Annotated in this window: 20 protein-coding genes and 1 other annotated feature; of the genes, 16 read left to right on the forward strand and 4 right to left on the reverse strand. The window is 64.8% G+C overall.

Features of this window, described 5'->3' with window-relative positions:
* Window positions 1–284: hypothetical protein (locus SOX55_RS10060; protein WP_325287319.1), on the forward strand; the 284-nt coding region annotated here is incomplete at its 5' end.
* Window positions 285–304: 20 nt separating this feature from the next.
* On the opposite strand, the gene SOX55_RS10065 is transcribed toward SOX55_RS10060, so the two are convergent.
* The 3 genes from SOX55_RS10065 to SOX55_RS10075 form a co-directional block, all read right to left on the reverse strand.
* Window positions 305–508, reverse strand: coding sequence for a sulfurtransferase TusA family protein (locus SOX55_RS10065; protein ID WP_325287320.1), 204 nt, complete (start codon window positions 506–508; stop codon window positions 305–307).
* On the reverse strand, window positions 505–1,611 hold the full coding sequence (gene yedE / locus SOX55_RS10070) for a YedE family putative selenium transporter (RefSeq protein ID WP_325287321.1): 1,107 nt from the start codon (window positions 1,609–1,611) through the stop codon (window positions 505–507). The genes SOX55_RS10065 and yedE overlap by 4 nt, the downstream gene beginning before the upstream one ends.
* Before the next feature lie 72 nt (window positions 1,612–1,683).
* On the reverse strand, window positions 1,684–1,920 hold the full coding sequence (locus SOX55_RS10075; protein WP_325287322.1) for a DUF3343 domain-containing protein: 237 nt from the start codon (window positions 1,918–1,920) through the stop codon (window positions 1,684–1,686).
* A gap of 178 nt (window positions 1,921–2,098) precedes the next feature.
* Between SOX55_RS10075 and SOX55_RS10080 the strand changes: the two genes are divergently transcribed.
* The 13 genes from SOX55_RS10080 (at window position 2,099) to SOX55_RS10140 (ending at window position 15,580) form a co-directional block, all read left to right on the forward strand.
* Window positions 2,099–2,317, forward strand: a complete 219-nt coding sequence (locus tag SOX55_RS10080; RefSeq protein WP_325287323.1) for a cation transporter — start codon at window positions 2,099–2,101, stop codon at window positions 2,315–2,317.
* A 42-nt stretch (window positions 2,318–2,359) separates the two neighbouring features.
* Entirely contained in the window at window positions 2,360–4,228 is a 1,869-nt protein-coding gene (locus SOX55_RS10085) for a heavy metal translocating P-type ATPase (protein WP_325287324.1), read from the forward strand.
* Between the two features lie 10 nt (window positions 4,229–4,238).
* The gene (locus SOX55_RS10090; RefSeq protein WP_325287325.1) at window positions 4,239–4,598 is read left to right on the forward strand and encodes an ArsR/SmtB family transcription factor; all 360 of its coding nucleotides are present in this window, start codon (window positions 4,239–4,241) and stop codon (window positions 4,596–4,598) included.
* A gap of 327 nt (window positions 4,599–4,925) precedes the next feature.
* On the forward strand, window positions 4,926–8,492 hold the full coding sequence (gene smc, locus SOX55_RS10095; protein ID WP_325287326.1) for a chromosome segregation protein SMC: 3,567 nt from the start codon (window positions 4,926–4,928) through the stop codon (window positions 8,490–8,492).
* Between the two features lie 11 nt (window positions 8,493–8,503).
* Window positions 8,504–9,376 carry a signal recognition particle-docking protein FtsY gene (ftsY, locus tag SOX55_RS10100; protein WP_325287327.1) on the forward strand — a complete coding sequence of 291 codons (873 nt, stop codon included), beginning with the start codon at window positions 8,504–8,506 and terminating at the stop codon, window positions 9,374–9,376.
* Window positions 9,377–9,479: 103 nt separating this feature from the next.
* Window positions 9,480–9,902: a hypothetical protein gene (locus tag SOX55_RS10105; RefSeq protein ID WP_325287328.1), complete on the forward strand. Its 423-nt coding sequence runs from the start codon at window positions 9,480–9,482 to the stop codon at window positions 9,900–9,902.
* A 42-nt stretch (window positions 9,903–9,944) separates the two neighbouring features.
* Window positions 9,945–10,667 carry a ribonuclease PH gene (gene rph / locus SOX55_RS10110; RefSeq protein WP_325287329.1) on the forward strand — a complete coding sequence of 241 codons (723 nt, stop codon included), beginning with the start codon at window positions 9,945–9,947 and terminating at the stop codon, window positions 10,665–10,667.
* The gene (locus SOX55_RS10115) at window positions 10,667–11,263 is read left to right on the forward strand and encodes an XTP/dITP diphosphatase (protein ID WP_325287330.1); all 597 of its coding nucleotides are present in this window, start codon (window positions 10,667–10,669) and stop codon (window positions 11,261–11,263) included. Before rph ends, SOX55_RS10115 begins: the two co-directional genes overlap by 1 nt.
* Window positions 11,264–11,327: 64 nt before the next feature.
* Window positions 11,328–11,657, forward strand: a complete 330-nt coding sequence (yhbY, locus tag SOX55_RS10120) for a ribosome assembly RNA-binding protein YhbY (protein WP_325287331.1) — start codon at window positions 11,328–11,330, stop codon at window positions 11,655–11,657.
* A gap of 53 nt (window positions 11,658–11,710) precedes the next feature.
* Entirely contained in the window at window positions 11,711–12,916 is a 1,206-nt protein-coding gene (nadD, locus tag SOX55_RS10125; protein WP_325287332.1) for a nicotinate (nicotinamide) nucleotide adenylyltransferase, read from the forward strand.
* A gap of 20 nt (window positions 12,917–12,936) precedes the next feature.
* A complete protein-coding gene (locus tag SOX55_RS10130; protein WP_325287333.1) occupies window positions 12,937–14,526 on the forward strand; it encodes an LCP family protein in 1,590 nt (529 codons plus the stop codon).
* Window positions 14,527–14,560: 34 nt separating this feature from the next.
* Window positions 14,561–14,920, forward strand: a complete 360-nt coding sequence (gene rsfS, locus SOX55_RS10135; RefSeq protein ID WP_325287334.1) for a ribosome silencing factor — start codon at window positions 14,561–14,563, stop codon at window positions 14,918–14,920.
* A gap of 60 nt (window positions 14,921–14,980) precedes the next feature.
* Window positions 14,981–15,580, forward strand: coding sequence for a GNAT family N-acetyltransferase (locus SOX55_RS10140; RefSeq protein WP_325287335.1), 600 nt, complete (start codon window positions 14,981–14,983; stop codon window positions 15,578–15,580).
* A gap of 30 nt (window positions 15,581–15,610) precedes the next feature.
* Here SOX55_RS10140 and SOX55_RS10145 read toward each other — a convergent pair whose 3' ends face one another.
* A complete protein-coding gene (locus SOX55_RS10145; RefSeq protein WP_325287336.1) occupies window positions 15,611–16,054 on the reverse strand; it encodes a flavodoxin family protein in 444 nt (147 codons plus the stop codon).
* A 124-nt stretch (window positions 16,055–16,178) separates the two neighbouring features.
* Here SOX55_RS10145 and SOX55_RS10150 point away from each other — a divergent pair, with 124 nt between their 5' ends.
* Both SOX55_RS10150 and leuS read left to right on the forward strand, forming a co-directional pair.
* The gene (locus tag SOX55_RS10150; RefSeq protein WP_325287337.1) at window positions 16,179–16,529 is read left to right on the forward strand and encodes a winged helix-turn-helix transcriptional regulator; all 351 of its coding nucleotides are present in this window, start codon (window positions 16,179–16,181) and stop codon (window positions 16,527–16,529) included.
* Between the two features lie 76 nt (window positions 16,530–16,605).
* Window positions 16,606–16,817, forward strand: a binding site (T-box leader).
* Window positions 16,818–16,998: 181 nt separating this feature from the next.
* Window positions 16,999–18,530: leucine--tRNA ligase (gene leuS / locus SOX55_RS10155; RefSeq protein ID WP_325287338.1), on the forward strand; the 1,532-nt coding region annotated here is incomplete at its 3' end.

Raw genomic sequence — 18,530 nt, forward strand, 5'->3', positions numbered from 1 at the left:
GGGGTGTTTCGCAGGGGGAGTACGAGGGGGAAAGCGGTGAAGCGCCGCCAGTGGCGGAGAAAGCGAACCGCTTTCGAGGATGCGGCACGATCAGCGGCCCCGGCGGGGCCGGGGATCGTATTGCCGCAACGGTGCCCGGGAGTCCCCTCGTGTGGAATCGAATGCCTGCAAAAAGCTTGCGCAGCAAGCGTTTGCGCCGCATAGCGGCAGCTTTTTGGCCTGCGCGGCAGGCAAAAAAGCGAGGCATTGTACAGGCTGTCAAAAAGTCCTCCGGACTTTTTTGACAGCCTGAGGGAAGAGAGGGTTATCTGTTCAGTGTCAGCCGGAAATCCGGGTCGTCTTCGGCCACGGAGACCCGATAGTCGGAGTTCCGGGCCAGGCGGGAGATGTTCTCCACGGAGACCCGGGCGTCACACAGCACTTCGATGGTGTCCGCCCCGGTTTTGCGGATGGCGTCCTGCACCATCACCACGGGAATGGGGCAGGAAAGACCGCGGGTGTCAATCATACGGAACCCTCCTTTCGGGGAAGATGGGTCAGGGTGATGGCCAGCAGCACCGCGAAGCCCAGCACCACCGCCGCCTGCCCGGCGGCGCCGATGCCGCCCACCTTGTACACGCCGTCAACCACGCTGTCAGCGCCGCCGGCAAGGCCGAAATTGTGGGCCACCGCGGCGCCCACCACCATGCCCAGCACGGTGACGGCAGAGTCGCCGTTGCCCTCGCCGGCCAGGATCAGCTGGCGCAAGGGGCAGCCGCCCAGCAGGATGGAGCCCCAGCCCGCCAGCGCCATGCCCAGAAAATTCCACAGATGCTGGCTGTGGGCGATGGGCTGGGACTGGAAGCCCAGCTTGTAGCCGCCCAGGATCAGATTGCCCACGGTGATGGTGACCCAGATGGCCACAAAGCCGGTCAGCAGGGTAAAATCCTTCAGCAGGAAAGCGTCCCGCAGGCCGCCGGCCATGCACAGCCGGCTGCGCTGGCACAGCACACCCACCGCCAGGCCCGCAAGGAGGGACACGGCCCAGAAGGCGTGCATGGAGCCGGGGCCCTCCTGGGAGAATTTCAGCAGGGCGGGGAAGCCCAGCAGCAGCACCAGCAGAATCACCATGACGCCGGGGAGCATGAAGCCCTCACCGGCGGGGACGGGATAGGCCCGGCCCAGGGAGAAGCCCTTTTTCAGGAAGAACACGCCCACCAGAATGCCGGACAGGAAGCCCAGCAGGGCCGTGACGGCGTTGAGGTCGCCGCCGCCCAGGCGGATGACCATCCGCAGCGGGCAGCCCAGGAACACCAGCGCGCCGATCATTACAAACATGCCCAGCACAAAGCGGCAGGCGGGGGAGGAGCCGGCCTTGGCCCGGAACTCCCGGAAGACGGCGGCGGACACCGCCGCGCCCAGCACGATGCCGATGATCTCCGGACGGAGGTACTGTACCTTTCCGGCGCTGTGGAAGCCCAGTGCGCCGGCGATGTCCCGCTCGAAGCAGGCAATGCAGAAGCCCATGTTTTTCGGATTGCCGAGGGCGGCCAGCGCCAGCGCGGCCGCGCCGATGATCACGCCGGTCAGCAGGATCAGCCCGTAGTCCCGGACCCAGCTTTTTTCACGCATAGAAATCCTCTCCTTTTGAACGGATACGATGTTTTTTCAAAAGAACAACGAATGGCAAACAAAAAGACCGGCTCACACCGCGATCTCGTAGTAGCCGGCGGCCTCCACGCCGCCGCCGCGGAGCAGTGACTCCACCGCCTGGCGCAGGTGGGGCGGGGCGGACCATGCGATGCCGCAGTCAGAGGTGATGCACCGGGGAACGGAGATCAGCCGCCCCTCCAGTCCATGGCGATGGCACAGCCGTTCCGCCGCCATCGCGTCGGCCGTGGTGTGGAACGCCACCACCAGCCGCTGCTGCTTCTCCCGCAAGGGACCCACCTCCCAACCGTTGTTCTTTTCAAAGAATAGCACAATCTTCCGGAAATGTCGAGATCTGTTTCGAGGATAACGGAAATACCCACTTGACAAACCGGGAAAACAGGAGTAAATTCAAAACAACAATTGAACAAATGCTCAAATGAAGAAATGAATGAAGGAGCGATTGACCATGAAAAAGACCTATAAGATCGATGTGGACTGTGCCAACTGCGCCAACAAGATGGAAGAGGCGGCGAAGCGGACTGCCGGCGTGGCGGACGCGGCGGTGAATTTCATGATGCTGAAAATGACCGTGGAGTTTGAGGATGGCCGGGACCCCGCCGCCGTGATGCGGGAGGTCCGGAAGAACTGCAGAAAAGTGGAGGCTGACTGCGAGATTTTCCTGTGAGGGCAGGCGTCCGCGCAGCTTCCGTGATTGGAGGAATTCCCCATGAATCAGAAACAGAAGAAGATGCTGGCCCGGATTCTGGCCGCGGCGGCGCTGCTGGTGCTGCTGGCTCTGGCGCCGGTGCCTGACGGCCCCACGGGGCTGGGGCTGTACATGATCCCCTACCTGGTGATCGGCTATGACATCCTGCTGAAGGCGGGCAGGGGAATCCTGAACCGCCAGGTCTTTGACGAGAACTTCCTGATGGCGGCGGCCACGGTGGGCGCCATCGCCCTGGGCGACTACCGGGAGGGCGTGGCGGTCATGCTGTTCTACCAGACCGGCGAGCTGTTCCAGAGCTGCGCCGTCAACCGGAGCCGCCGGAACATCAGCCAGCTGATGGACATCCGGCCCGACTACGCCAACGTGGAAGGGGAGCACGGCCTGGAGCGGGTGGACCCGGACGAGGTGGCAGTGGGCACGGTCATTGTGGTCCAGCCCGGCGAAAAGGTGCCCATTGACGGCGTGGTGACGGAGGGAAGGGCGGCGCTGAACACCAGCGCCCTCACCGGCGAGAGCCTCCCCCGGGAGGTGCAGCCCGGCGACGACATCATCAGCGGCTGCATCAACCTGAACGGCGTGCTGAAAATCCGCACTACCCGGGAGTTCGGGGAGTCCACCGTCTCCAAAATCCTGGACCTGGTGGAGAACTCCAGCTCCAAGAAGTCCCGGTCCGAGCGGTTCATCTCCCGCTTCGCCCGGTACTACACCCCCGCCGTCTGTTACAGCGCCCTGGCCCTGGCGGTGCTGCCGCCTCTGGCGCTGCTGGCGATGGGGCAGGCCCCGGCCTGGGGCGACTGGGTCTACCGTGCCCTGACCTTCCTGGTCATCAGCTGCCCCTGCGCACTGGTGATCAGCATTCCCCTCAGCTTTTTCGCCGGCATCGGCGGCGCCAGCCACGCCGGTGTGCTGGTGAAGGGCTCCAACTATCTGGAGACGCTGGCCGGAACCCGCTACGTGGTGTTTGACAAAACCGGCACCCTGACCCGGGGCGTGTTCGCGGTGACGGGGGTCCATCACAACCGGATGGAACAGGAGCAGCTGCTGGAGTACGCGGCTCTGGCGGAGAGCTTTTCCACCCATCCCATCAGCCGCAGCCTGAAGGAGGCCTGCGGAAAGCCCCTGGATGAAAAACGGGTGACGGAGGTGGAGGAGATCAGCGGCAGCGGCGTCACCGCCCGGGTGGACGGCATCCCGGTGGCGGTGGGCAACGGGAAGCTGATGAGCCGCCTGGGCGTGGAGGCGGTGCCCTGCCATCAGGTGGGAACGGTGGTCCATGTGGCCGTGGACGGGGTCTATGCGGGGCACATCCTCATCTCCGACCAGGTGAAGCCCACCTCCGCCCGGGCCATTCAGGAGCTGCGGAAAGCCGGCGTCCGGAAAACGGTGATGCTCACCGGCGACGCAGAGCCGGTGGCCCGGCAGGTGGCGCAGGAGCTGGGGGTGGACGAGGTCCACAGCGGCCTGCTGCCCGCCGACAAGGTGGACCGGGTGGAGGCGCTGCTGGCGCGGAAGGGAGCCGGCGAGAAGCTGGCCTTTGTGGGCGACGGCATCAACGACGCCCCCGTCCTGTCCCGGGCGGATATCGGCATCGCCATGGGCGCCCTGGGCTCCGACGCCGCCATCGAGGCGGCGGATGTGGTGCTGATGGACGATGACCCCATGAAGATCGTGACGGCCATCCGGATTGCCCGGAAGTGCATGCGAATCGTCTATGAGAACATTGTGTTCGCCATCGGCATCAAGCTGGTCTGCCTGCTGCTGGGCGCCCTGGGCATCGCCAACATGTGGGCGGCCATCTTCGCGGATGTGGGCGTCATGGTGCTGGCGGTGCTGAACGCCATCCGGGCGCTGATTGTGGAAAAACGATAAGGAGGAACCTATGACGGAACGGGAAGAATTCTGCTGTGAGAGCGAGGAGGTCCATGAGGACCTGCTGAGAATCGTGAATGACACCATGCCGGACGAGACGGAGCTGTATGACCTGGCGGAGCTGTTCAAGATTTTCGGAGACTCCACCCGCATCCGCATTCTGTTCGTGCTGTTTGAGGCGGAGGTCTGCGTCTGCGACCTGGCCTCGGTGCTGAACATGACCCAGTCGGCCATCTCCCACCAGCTGAAGATTCTGAAGCAGAACAAGCTGGTGAAGAGCCGCCGGGAGGGCAAGTCCGTGTTCTACTCCCTGGCGGATGACCACGTGCGGACCATCATCGCCCAGGGGCAGGAGCATATCGAGGAATAAGCGGGACCGCGGCCCTCCTCGAAAAAGTGGCAAGGCCACTTTTTCGAAGAAAGCAAGTCCTGTGCGGAGCGCCGCACAGGACTTGTTTTCTGTCCGGCGGAGGAAAAAGGCCGCCGGGGCGCATTTATCCGCCGGCGGTCCCGCATAAAATCTTGAAAAACAGTGCCCGGCATGATACAATAAATCACTATATCCGATATCAGATTCTTTTCCGCGGCGGAAAAGAACCGCGGACCCCGGCGGCGGGGCGCGGCTCCGGGAAGCCGGCGGGGCCGGATGCCCCGGCCTGCCCGCCGCGGACAGATTTCAGAAGAGAGAGGCGCGCTTATGTACCTGAAAGCACTGGAAATTCAGGGCTTCAAATCCTTCCCCGACAAAACGGTCCTGAATTTCGGCGAGGACCTCACCGCCATCGTGGGGCCCAACGGCAGCGGAAAGTCCAACATTTCCGACGCCATTCGCTGGGTCATGGGCGAGCAGAGCACCAAGAGCCTCCGGGGCAGCAAGATGGAGGACGTGATCTTCGGCGGCACCGCCCGCCGCGGCCCGGCCAATTTCGCCCAGGTGACGCTGGTGATCGACAACACGGAGCACATCTTCCCCACCATGGAGGAGTCGGAGGTGGCGGTGACCCGGCGGTATTACCGCACCGGCGACAGCGAGTACTATATCAACCGCCAGTCCGTCCGGCTGCGGGACGTGACGGAGCTGTTTCTGGACACCGGCATGGGCAAAGAGGGCTATTCCCTCATCGGCCAGGGCAAAATCGACGAGATCCTCTCCACCCGCAGCAGCGACCGCCGGGAGATCTTCGAGGAGGCGGCGGGTATTTCCAAGTACCGCTACCGGAAAGAGGAGGCGGAGCGGAAGCTCCAGCGCACCGACGAGAATCTGGTGCGCATCAACGACAAGATCGCCGAGCTGGAGCTGCAGGTGGAGCCTCTGCGGGACCAGGCGGAAAAGGCGAAGAAATATCTGGTCCTCCGGGACGAGCTGCGTCTGCTGGAGATCTCCGTCTGGCTCACCAATCTGGACGAGCTGAAGGCCAATACCCGGAAGCTGGAGATCGAGCTGCGGGACGCCGGCGCCCAGCGGGATGAGGCCCGGCGGCAGATGGACGCCCTGTATGCCGAGAGCGAGGGCTACGGGCAGAAGATGCAGGAAAAGGACATGGAGGCCGACGCCGTCCGGGCACAGGCGGCGGAGCTGGACAGCCGCATCGCCGAGGAGGAGTCCGCGGCGGCGGTGCTGGAATCCACCCTGGTCCACCACCGGGAGAGCATTGAGCTGGCCCGGCGGGAGCTGAAGGAGCGGGATTCCCGGGCCGGCGGGCTGCAGCGCCAGGCGGAGGAACAGGAACGCCGGGTGGCGGAGATCGAAGAGCAGCTGCGGCGGCTGGAAGAGGAACTGAACGCCCTGCTGGACCGCGCCCGGGAGGCGTCGGCCCAGGCGGGAGACAAACAGTCCGGCGCCGAGGCCCTCCGGGGCCGGGAGGCCGTGGCGGCGGCAGCCGCCGCCGATGCCCGGGCGGAGCAGTCCGCCGTGGAGGCGGAGAGCGGCCAGCTGCGCCAGCGGCGGGAGGCCGTCATCGCCCAGCAGGAGAGCGAGGGCGGACAGCTGGAGACGGCGGAAAAGGAGGCCAGGGCCAACCGCCGCGCCCTGGAGGACGCCCAGGACGAGGCGGAGGCCGCCGCCAACATCATCGCCGGCCACAGCCTGCGGATGGAGGAGCGGAAAAAGAAGGCCGCCGCCGCGTCGGAGCGGCGGATGCAGCTGACCATGGACGTGGGCGCGGCGGAAAACCGCATCCGGATGCTGACGGAGATGCAGCGGGACTACGAGGGCTACTCCCGGGCGGTGAAGCTGGTGATGCAGGCCCGGAATTCCCTGCGGGGCATCCGCGGCACCGTGGCGGACCTGATGAAAACGGAGCCCAGGTACTCCGTGGCCATGGAGGTGGCCCTGGGCGGCGCGCTGCAGAACATTGTGGTGGACCGGGAGGAGGACGGCAAAGCCGCCATCTCCTTCCTGAAGCAGCGGGACGGCGGCCGCGCCACCTTCCTGCCCCTGACGGCCATCCGCGGCGACGAGCTGCGGGAGCCCCGGCTGGAGGAGGAGTTCGGCTACGTGGGCCTGGCCTCCCGGCTGGTGCGGTTTGATCAGACGTATCAGAACATTTTCCACAGCCTGCTGGGCCGGACGGTGATTGCCGAGGATATGGACTGCGCCATCGCCATGGCCCGGAAGTACCAGAACCGCTTCCGCATCGTCACCCTGGACGGCCAGGTGATCAACCGGGGCGGCTCCATGACCGGCGGCAGCGTCAGCCGCAGCAGCGGCGTGCTGAGCCGGGCGGCGGAGCTGGAAAAGCTGACGGCCCAGGCGGCCCGGCTGCGGGAGCATCTGGCCGCCGCCGCCAGGGACGAGGAGTCCGTGAACCGGGAACTGAACGCCGCCCAGTACGAGCTGGAGACGGCGGAGGCCCAGCGCCGCCAGGCGGAGGACGAGGTGCTGCGGCTGAAGGGCCGTAAGGACCACTATGACATTCTGCTCCAGTCCCTGCGGGACAGCGGGGAAAATCTGGCAGGCGAGCTGACCGCCATTGACGGCCGCCTGCGGGACAACGGCGCCCGGCTGGCGGCGATCCGGGAGACCATTGCCGCCAGAGAGGCGGAGGCGGCGGAGTGCCGCCGTCAGGCGGAGGAGCTGCTGGCGGGCCAGACGGAGCTGCTGGCCCGGTCCGGCCAGCTGACAGAGGAGATCACCGGCCGCAAGGCGGATATGGCCGCCCTGAGCGCCGAGAAGGACGCCACCCTCCGGTCCCTGGGGGACCTGGAGGAGCTGCGGCGCCAGCTCACCGGCGACCGGGAGGAGAAGGCCCGCCAGGCGGAGGCCTATCAGAGGAGCATGGAGGAGGCCCAGACGGAGCTGGAGCGCCGCCGCCGTCAGGCGGAGGAGCTGCGGGGCCAGGGCCAGACCTTCCGGGACCGGCTGGCGGAGCTGAGCCGGGAGAAGCTGGCGCTGGAGGCGGAGCGCACCGCCAGAACCCGGGCCAGCCAGGAGATGAACGAGCAGCTGCTGAGCTGGGAGAAGTCCGTCTCGGCGCTGGAGCAGAAGCTGTCCGGCGCCGCCCTGGAGGAAAAGGTGATTCTGGACCGGCTGTGGGAGCGCTACGAGCTGTCCCACTCCGACGCCCAGGCCCAGCGGATGGAGATGGAGAGCCTGCCCAGGGCCAACCGCCGCATCGGCGAGCTGAAGCGGGAGATCAGCGCCCTGGGGAATCCCAACATCGGCGCCATCGAGGAATTCGAGCGGGTCAACGGCCGCTACACCTACCTCTCCGGCCAGCGGGACGACGTGGAAAAGGCCAAGGGCGAGCTGGAGGGCGTCATCCGGGAGATCACGGACCAGATGACCGTCATTTTCGCCCAGCAGTTCCAGCTGCTGAAAGAGAGCTTCCAGACCACCTTCCAGGAGCTGTTCGGCGGCGGTCAGGCCACGCTGGAGCTGGAGGACGAGAAGGATATTCTGGGCTGCGGCATCGAAATCAAGGCCCAGCCCCCGGGAAAGACCCTGAAGACCATCTCCCTGCTCTCCGGCGGCGAGAAGGCCTTCGTGGCCATCGCCCTGTACTTTGCCATTCTGAAGGTCCATCCCACCCCCTTCTGCGTCATGGACGAGATCGAGGCGGCACTGGACGACGTGAACGTCACCCGCTACGCCCGGTATATGCGGCGTCTGGCGGGCCGCACCCAGTTCATCGTCATCACCCACCGCCGGGGCACCATGGAGGAGGCCGACGTCCTCTACGGCGTCACCATGCAGGAGCAGGGCGTCAGCAAGATTCTGACCATCAATCTCAATGACATGGCGAAAGAACTGAAAATTGAGTAAGGAGCGCAGCTATGGGCTTTTTTGACAAACTGAAAAAAATCACCACCAACCTGTTCGGCGGCTTCACGGAGGCGGACGAGGCCTTCTTTGAGGAGCTGGAGGAGACGCTGATTCTGGCGGACATGGGCGTGGACACCGCCACCGAGGCGGTGGAGCAGCTGCGCCAGCGGGTCCGGAAGGAGAAGCTCCAGGGCCAGGAGGAGGTCCGCGGCGCCCTGCGGGACATTCTGGTGGAGATGATGGAAGTGGGGGACACGGCGCTGGATCTGTCCGGTGCCCCCGCGGTGGTGCTGTTCATCGGCGTCAACGGCGTGGGCAAGACCACCTCCATCGGCAAGATCGGCAGCCAGCTGAAAAAAGAGGGAAAGCGGGTGCTGTTCTGCGCGGCGGACACCTTCCGCGCCGCCGCCGCCGACCAGCTGCAGATCTGGGCGGAGCGGGCCGGCTGCGAGATCGTGCGCCAGCACGAGGGCGCCGACCCCGGCGCCGTGCTGTTTGACGCTCTCCAGGCCGCCAAGGCCCGGAACGTGGACGTGGTGCTGTGCGACACCGCCGGGCGGCTTCACAACAAGCAGAACCTGATGAATGAGCTGGCCAAGCTCAGCAAGATCATCGACCGGGAGTGCCCCGGTTCCTCCCGGGAGACGCTGCTGGTGCTGGATGCCACCACCGGCCAGAACGGCCTGATTCAGGCCCGCACCTTCCAGGAGACGGCAGGGCTGACGGGCATCGTGCTGACCAAGCTGGATGGCACCGCCAAGGGCGGCATCGTGGTGCCCATCGCCCGGGAGCTGGGGGTGCCGGTGAAATTCGCCGGCGTGGGCGAGGGCATCGACGACCTGAAGCCCTTCGACGCCCGGGCCTACGCGGAGGCCGTCCTCTGAAAGAGAACCGGAGGGGCCGGTGACTGCCGTCTTCAACCGGGCGTGCGCCGTCCGGGCCGCGGCCCTGAGAAACCAAGGATACGGTGGGTAAAGGAGCGCTTTTATGAATGTCTTTGTGAAGCTGATCGATTGTCCCTATTGCCATAAAAAGGTGTACGCCACCCGCTGGCAGCTGATGGTGAGAGGGCGGCTGAGCCTGGTGTGCCCCGCCTGCCGCCGGTTTCTCTACCACGCGGTGCGCAAGCGGCTGCTGCTGATGCAGACGGTGATGATTTTCGTGGCGGTGCTGCTGTGCGCGGGACTGGCCCGGCTGAACATCCCCGGCGGCCTGCTGGGCAAGGCGCTGGCGCTGATTGCCGGCGTGATCGGGGTGATGGTGCTGGGAGAGCTGACGGCCAGCTGGGTGTCCCGCCAGGCGCTGCTGCAGCGGGAGACGGACCGGTACGTGGCCAAAGAGAAGGCGGCCGAGGCGGAGCGCAAGGCGGCGGAACGGGCCGCGAAGCACAAGCATAAGAAGAAAAAGTGACAACAGCGGGAAGCCGCCCCGGGCGGCGGAATGGAGGAGTCCATGAACAGAGTTGACGGGCGGGCCTTTGATGAGCTGCGCCCCATTGAGATCACCACGGATTTCGTGAAATTTGCCGAGGGCAGCTGCCTGATCCGATGCGGCGACACTATGGTGCTGTGCTGTGCCAGTGTGGAGGACAAGGCCCCGCCCCATGTGCCGGAGGGCACCGGCTGGGTGACGGCGGAGTATTCCATGCTGCCCCGGGCCAACCGGAGCCGCAGCAAGCGGGACGTGTCCAAGCTGAAGCTGTCCCCCCGCAGCGCGGAGATTCAGCGTCTGGTGGGCCGCAGCCTCCGGGCGGCGGTGGACCTGAGCAAGCTGGGGGAGCGGACCATCACCATCGACTGCGACGTGATTCAGGGGGACGGCGGCACCCGCACCGCCTCTGTCACCGGCGGCTTCATCGCCCTGGCCCTGGCCTGCCGCCGTCTGGTGGAGGAGGGCGTTCTGGGCTCCAGCCCCATTCTGCACTATGTGGCGGGCGTCTCCGCCGGCATCGTGGATGACCAGCCCATGCTGGACCTGCGCTACAGCGAGGACAGCCGGGCCATGGTGGATCTGAACTGCATCATCAACGACTGGGGCGAGCTTGTGGAGGTCCAGGGCACCGGCGAGGGCCGGGCCTTCACCGTGGCGGAGCAGCAGGACCTGGTGCGGTTGTGCGCCAAGGGCTGCAGGGAGCTGATCGCCCTCCAGAGAAAAGCGCTGGGAGGGAAGCTGTGATGGCGGAAAAATTTGTACTGGCCACCCATAACCCCGGCAAGCTCCGGGAGATGGGGGACATTCTCCGGGGACTGGGCGTGGAGGTGGTGAGCCCTGCCGACGTGGGCTGCCATGTGGAGGTGGAGGAGACCGGCGCCACCTTCGCGGAAAACGCCATGCTGAAGGCGAAGGCGGTGTGCGCCGCCTCCGGCCTGCCGGCTATTGCCGACGATTCCGGCCTCTGCGTGGACGCCCTGGGGGGCGCCCCCGGCGTCTACTCCGCCCGCTACGGCGGCGAGGGGCTGGATGACGCGGGCCGTTACCGGCTGCTACTGAGCAACCTGCGGGGCCAGCCCACCCGGGCCGCCCACTTCGCCTGCGCCATCGCCTGCGCCTTCCCCAACGGGGACACCCTCACCGCCGAGGGCCGGTGCGACGGCGCCATCGCCTACGCCCCTATGGGAGAGGGGGGCTTCGGCTATGACCCGGTGTTTCTGGTGCCGGACAAGGCAAAGACCTTCGGCCAGCTGACGGCGGAGGAAAAAAGTTCCATCTCCCACCGGGGCAGGGCTTTGCAGGCTTTTGCGGCGAAACTGGAAACCTATCTGGGAAAATAACCGTCTATACCGAAGGTACGGAAGAGAATACGAAAGGAAGAGCGGAGCGATCCGCCGGAGAACTATGGATCTGACAAGCAAGCAGAGGGCCCAGCTGCGGGGCCTGGCCAACGGCATCGACACCATTATTCAGGTGGGCAAGGACGGACTGGGGGAGAACCTGATCCGTCAGGCCGATGACGCCCTGGAGGCCCGGGAGCTGGTAAAGGGCCGGGTGCTGGACAACAATCTGGAGTATGACGCCCGCACCGCGGCGGAGGCGCTGGCCAAAGCCACCCGCAGCGAGGTGGTGCAGGTCATCGGCACCAAATTCGTGCTGTACCGGGAGAGCCATTCCAAGCCCCGGGAAAAGCGGATTCAGCTGGTGAAGAGCAAGCCGAAAAAGCAGGCGTAACCGTCCCGCGGAGCCGGCGGGAGCCAAAACGAAACGGAAAAGGGGTTGCTGCAATGAGAATCGGTATCTACGGCGGAACGTTCAATCCGCCCCATCTGGGCCATCTGACGGCGGCAAAAGCGGTGTTTGAGCTGCTGAAGCTGGATCAGCTGCTGCTGATTCCGGCGGGCATCCCGCCCCACAAGCCGCTGCCGGAGGGCAGCGCCTCGGCGGAGCAGCGGCTGGAGATGACCCGCCTCACCGGAGAGCAGATGAACCTGGGGGACCGGGTGCAGACGCTGAACCTGGAGCTGGAGCGGGAGGGGAAGAGCTATACCTCCGACACCCTGGCCGCCATTCGTCAGCGCTACCCGGAGGCGGAGCTGTGGCTGCTGATGGGAACGGACATGTTCCTGACCATTCAGGACTGGCACCAGCCGGAGAAGATTTTTGACCTGGCGGGGGTGGTGGCCTTCGGACGGTCCGGGGAGGACACGGAGAGCGCCTTCAGCCGCCAGTGCCACCGGCTCTATCAGGCCTATCCCAACGCCCGCATCCACACCCTCACCATTCCCGGCGTCATCGACGTGTCCTCCACGGAGCTGCGGGACCGGCTGGCCCGGGGCGAGGGGGCCCATCTGCTGCCCCCCGCCGTCTACGGCTACATCCTGCGGCACGGGCTGTACGGCGTGCAGGCGGATTTGAAGCACCTGACCTTCCCGCAGCTGCGGGCGGTGGCGATGAGTCACCTGAAGTACAAGCGGGTGCCCCATGTGCTGGCCACCGAGCAGGAGGCCATCCGTCTGGCGGAGCGGTACGGCGAGGACGTGACGAAAGCCCGGGTGGCGGCGCTGCTCCACGATACCACGAAAAAGCTGGACATGGAGGAGCAGATGGCGCTGTGCCGGAAGTACGGCATTGAGCTGGACGAGCTGGAGCAGAAGGCTCTGAAGCTGCTCCACGCCAAGACCGGCGCCGCCATCGCCCGGGACGTGTACGGCGTGGATGACGATATTTACACCGCCATTTTCTGGCACACCACCGGCCATGCCCGCATGACCCGGCTGGAGAAGATCATCTACCTGGCGGACTACATCGAGGCCACCCGGGACTTCCCCGGCGTGGAGGAGCTGCGGCGGGTGTGCTACGAAGAGGGGCTGGACGCCGGCATGGTTCTGGGTCTGAGCATGACGGTGGAGGAGATGAAGGCGCGGGGCAACCCCGTCCACAGTGCCACGCTGGCGGCACTGGCTGACCTGAAAGGAACGAGAGAGAATTGAGCAGATACAAAGGAAAGCGTGTGGCGGGTGGGGAGAAAAAGAAGAAAAGCCGCCTGACCCGCCAGCAGAAGGTGCTGATCGCCATTGTGGCGGTGCTGGCGGCGGCGGTGGCTGCGGTGGCGGCCTGCAAGAGCATGTTCGTGCGGCCGGTTCTGCCCGGTGAAAAGAACGAAAGCAGCGGCGGCGTCCAGAAAGAGGAGATCGACTACGGCGAGGGGAGCCGTCCCCGGGCCGACGGGGAGCGGAAAAGCGAGGACTACTACACCATCCTGGTGCTGGGCCGGGACACCGGCGGCGGCGGAAACACCGACACCATGCTGCTGGCCAGCTATGACGTCACCAACCAGAAGGCCACGGTGATGTCCATTCCCCGGGACACCATGGTCAACGTCTCCTGGGATGTGAAGAAGATCAATTCCGTCTATAATACCTATGGCGGCGGCGACAAGGGCATCCAGGCCCTGTACAAGGAAATCGCCCAGCTGGTGGGCTTTGAGCCGGATTACCAGGTGGTGGTGGAATGGGAGGCCGTGGGCGAGCTGGTGGACGCCATCGGCGGCGTGTACTTCGACGTGCCCTACGATATGAGCTACCATGACCCCTACCAGGACCTGGTGATTGAGCAGGCCAAGGGCTACCGCCTCCTCAGCGGCGAGGACGCCATGCAGGTGATCCGCTGGCGGAAAAACGACGGCAGCAGCGGCGTGGGCGACAGCGGCCGCATGGAGATTCAGCAGAACTTCCTGAAGGCGGTGATCCAGCAGCTGCTGAAGCCCGCCAACGTGCTGAACATCGGCAAGATTGCCAAGGTGTTCCAGAACAACGTGGAGACGGACCTGAGCTTCCAGGAGATCCTGTGGTTCGGCCAGAAGGCGGTGTCCGGCGGGCTGAGCGCGGACAATGTGGAATTTCTGACCATGCCCTGGAAGGGCGTCTCCGCCTGGAGCCGCAGCTATCATCAGAAGCTGTCCTACGTGGTGCCCATCGCCAGGGAGCTGCTGGAGATCGTCAACAGCAGGCTCAGTCCCTTTGTGGAGGAATTTACCCTCAGCGATCTGGACATCATGTATGTCAACGCCGACGGCAGCCTGGGCTCCACCACCGGCCATGTGGAGGACAGCAAGGCCGCCGTGCCGCCGGAGATTCCGGCGGACGCCCCGGAGCCCACAGACCCCGAGGAAGAGTTCGGCCCCGGCGAGGTGGAGATCGACCCGGAGACCGGAGAGCCGGTTGACAGCGGCAGCACAGGGGGAGAACCCGGCACGGAGCCCCCCGGCGAGTCCGGCGGCTCCGGAACCACGGAACCCTCCGGCGGCGCCGGAGAGGGCAGCGGCAATTCCAGCACCGGCAATGGCAGCACCGGAAACGGCGGCAGCACCAGCAGTTCCGGCGGCACCAGCAGCTCCGGCGGCAGCGGCAGTTCCGGCAGCACCGGCAGTTCCGGTAGCAGCGGTAATTCCGGAACCCCGGAGCCTCAGCCCCAGCCGGAGCCGCAGCCGGAACCGGAACCTCAGCCGGAACCCCAGCCGGAGCCTCCCGCCGAGCCGGACAACGGCTTTGAAGGCGGCGTGGACTGGACCACCGTGCCTCCGGAGCCAAACGGAGGCTGACCCATATCTGATACAACGAGAAAAGGAGAATTCTATGACACCGAAGGAAATGGCACTGACCGCCGCCAAGGCGCTGGATGAAAAGAAGGGCGCCGCGATCTCCGCCGTGGAGATCACGGACCTGACCTCTCTGGCCGACTATTTCGTGTTTGCCACCGGCTCCTCCAACACCCAGATCAACGCCCTGTGCGGCGCTGTGGAGAAGGCGATGGATGAGAAGGGGGTTCCCGTCCTCCGCCGGGAGGGCTACCGGGACGGCACCTGGGTGCTGCTGGATTACGGCGACATCGTGGTTCACGTGTTTTCCCCCGAGGCCCGGGAGTTCTACTCCTTGGAGCGGCTGTGGTCCGACGGCAAGCCGGTGGACCTCAGCGGGGTGCTGACCGAGAACTGAGCACAGGCAAAAAGCGCCCCGGTTTCGGGGCGCTTTTCCGCATGGAGAGAGGAGGACGGGATGAAACGGGACATCACCATCCGGTGGGTCACACCGGAGGACGCTGCGGCGCTGGCGTCGCTGTACGCCCCCTATGTGCGGGACACCGCCATCACGTTTGAATACGAGCCGCCCACGGCGGAGGAGTTCCGCCGGCGCATCTGCCATACGCTGGAGCGGTATCCCTACTTTGCCGCCGAGTCGGAGGGACGCATCGTGGGCTACGCCTACGCCGGGCCGTTCCACGCCCGCGCCGCCTATGACTGGGACGCGGAGCTGTCCATTTACGTGGCATGGGACTGCCGGGGAGCCGGCGTGGGCCGGCAGCTCTACACCGCCCTTGAGCAGGCGCTGGGGGATATGCACCTGCGGAACCTGTACGCCAGCATCGCCTCTCCGCCTGTGGAGGACGAACACCTGACGCTGGACAGCGTGCGGTTTCACAGCCATATGGGCTATACCCTTGCCGGGACCTTCCGCCGGTGCGGCTATAAGTTCGGCCGCTGGTATGACATGGTGTGGATGGAAAAGATCATCGCCCCCTGTGACGCGGAGCCGCTGCCGGTGGTCAGCGCGGCGTCCCTGCGCGCCCGCTGGGCGGAGCGGCTGGGTATCCGATAAAAAACGAGGGAGGAACATCCTCCCTCGTTTTTATTCCGTAATCTGCTCAAAAAAGCGGACGGCGTCGGACAGATCCCCCTGGTTGGGCCGTCCCTTGGCGATGCCGCCTACCAGCTTGAACGGCCCGAAGGTGTCATAGCCGGGGCAGCCGAATTCTCCCAGAATCTCCGCGTGCTTTTCCGCGGCGATCTTTCGGATGGCGCCGGTATAAGTCGGCTTTTCAGCGCCGCAGGTGTAGACGAAAAAGACCTTCTTGCCCTCCGGCAGGTGCTCCTCGGCGAACTGCAGCACGCTTTTCTGAAATTTGGAGTAGTAGATGCCGGAGGCGAAGCCGATGAGATCGTAGTCCTCCAGGGGGGCGCTGTGGGTCTCCGCGGCGTCGATGAGGGTCACGTCGCGTCCCCGGGCGATGGCGTCCAGAACCTTTTTGGTGTTTCCGTGGTGGCGGGAATAGTAGATGACCGCAGTTTTCATGGCGGTTCCTCCTTGCGTTTTTCTGTATTGTGGTATATAAAATATACTATATCAGAAAATCCTGTACAAGTACGCAGATTCGCTGTACCTGGTATGGAAAACCGTACTGAAAGGGGCGGGAGACATGACGGAAGAGGAATATCTGCAGAAGCTGCTGACCGGTCCGGTGCGGGAGGACTGTCCCGTGCGGCGGACGCTGGAGCTGCTGAGCGGAAAGTGGCGGACCCAGGTGATTTACGAGCTTTGCAAAAAGCCCAGCCTCCGGTTCGGAGAGCTGCGCAGGGCCATGCCACGCATCACCAACACCATGCTGACGGCCACCCTGCGGGACCTGGAGGGTCTGGGCATCGTCCGCCGGGAGCAGTTCAACGAGATTCCGCCCCACGTGGAATACTCCCTGACGGAGAAGGGCCGGGGGCTGCTGCCGGTGTTTGCGGAGCTGGCCAGATGGGGGGAGACCTATCTGGAGCAGTGAACTGCGGCGCGGACCGGCGGATGAAAATTTCCGCCGCCCCTTGACAAATGGGTAAACTCCCCGTAAAATAGCGCTGTTAGCGACTTTGAAGGGAAGAAAGCCCGGGCGTCCCGCCCAAAGAGAGCCGGCGGCTGGTGTGAGCCGGCGGGGGAGCCTGCGGTATACTGGTCCCGGAGTTTTCCGCCTGAACCACAGTAGGGCGGAACGGCTGGCGCCGTTATCCGCCGAACTGAGGGCCGTCCGCGGATGGCCGAATCAGGGTGGTACAGCGTTTTCAACGCCCCTGAGCCATTGGCTCAGGGGCGTTATAATTTAAAGAGGGGACAGGTCTCCCCTTTAGATTCCCCCCACCAGTGACGTCGGTCACTGGTGAACGCCGCCCACGGCGGCTGAGTCAAGGTATTTTTGCCACGTACACGCCGCGCCAAAAATGATTGAAAAATCCGATTGTAAAATGAAGGAGAGAGATATGAAATACGATTTTACCGCCATTGAGAAAAAATGGCAGCAGCGGTGGCTGGAGGAGAAGCCCTTCGCCGCCGTCACCGGGGACAAGACCCGGGAGAAGTTCTTCGGCCTCATCGAGTTCCCCTACCCCTCCGGCCAGGGCCTCCATGTGGGCCACGCCCGGCCCTTTACCGCCATGGACATCATCTGCCGCAAGAAGCGGATGCAGGGCTACAACGTGCTGTTCCCCATCGGCTTTGACGCCTTCGGCCTGCCCACGGAGAACTTCGCCATCAAGAACCACGTCCATCCCGCCGTGGTCACCAGGCAGAACATCGCCAACTTCACCAAGCAGCTCCACATGCTGGGCTATTCCTTCGACTGGGACCGGGTGGTGGACACCACCGACCCCGGCTACTACAAGTGGACCCAGTGGATCTTCCTGCAGCTGTTCAACAAGGGCCTGGCCTACAAGGCCTCCATGCCCGTCAACTGGTGCACCAGCTGCAAGTGCGTGCTGGCCAACGAGGAAGTGGTGGAGGGCGTGTGCGAGCGCTGCGGCTCTCCCGTCATCCGCAAGGAGAAGAGCCAGTGGATGCTGAAGATCACCGAGTACGCCGACCGCCTCATCGACGATCTGGACGATCTGGACTATATTGAGCGGGTGAAGGTGCAGCAGCGCAACTGGATCGGCCGCAGCGAGGGTACCGAGGTGTCCTTCACCGCCACCAACGGCGATGACCTGACGGTTTACACCACCCGGTGCGACACCCTGTTCGGCGTTACCTACATGGTGCTGTCTCCGGAGCATCCCTATCTGAAGCAGTGGAAGGACCAGCTGACCAACTGGGACGAGGTGGCCGCCTATATGGATGCCGCCGCCCGGAAGTCCGACCTGGAGCGCACGGAGCTGAACAAGGACAAGACCGGCGTCCGGCTCCAGGGCATCGAGGCGGTCCATCCCGTCACTAAGAAGCACATCCCCATCTTCGTCTCCGACTACGTGCTGATGGGCTACGGCACCGGCATCGTCATGGGCGTGCCCGGCCATGACCAGCGCGACTGGGACTTCGCCAAGGCCTTCGGCCTGCCCATCATCGAGGTGGTGAAGGGCGGCGACGTCACCAAGGAGGCCTTCGTCCTGAAGGACGACACCGGCATCATGGTGAACTCCGGCTTCCTGGACGGCCTGACCGTGAAGGAGGCTATCCCCACCATGAAGAAGTGGCTGACCGAGCAGGGCATCGGCCATCCCAAGACCAACTTCAAGCTCCGCGACTGGGTGTTCAGCCGCCAGCGCTACTGGGGCGAGCCCATCCCCCTGGTGAACTGCCCCAAGTGCGGCTGGGTGCCCCTGCCGGAGGAGCAGCTGCCGCTGCTGCTGCCGGAGGTGGAAAGCTACGAACTCACCGACGACGGCGAATCTCCTCTCTCCAAGATGACGGACTGGGTGAACACCACCTGCCCCAAGTGCGGCGGCCCTGCCCAGCGTGAAACGGACACCATGCCCCAGTGGGCCGGCTCCTGCTGGTACTTCCTGCGGTATATGGACCC

It is taken from the genome of Dysosmobacter sp. (assembly GCF_034093755.1).
Taxonomy (GTDB): domain Bacteria; phylum Bacillota; class Clostridia; order Oscillospirales; family Oscillospiraceae; genus Oscillibacter.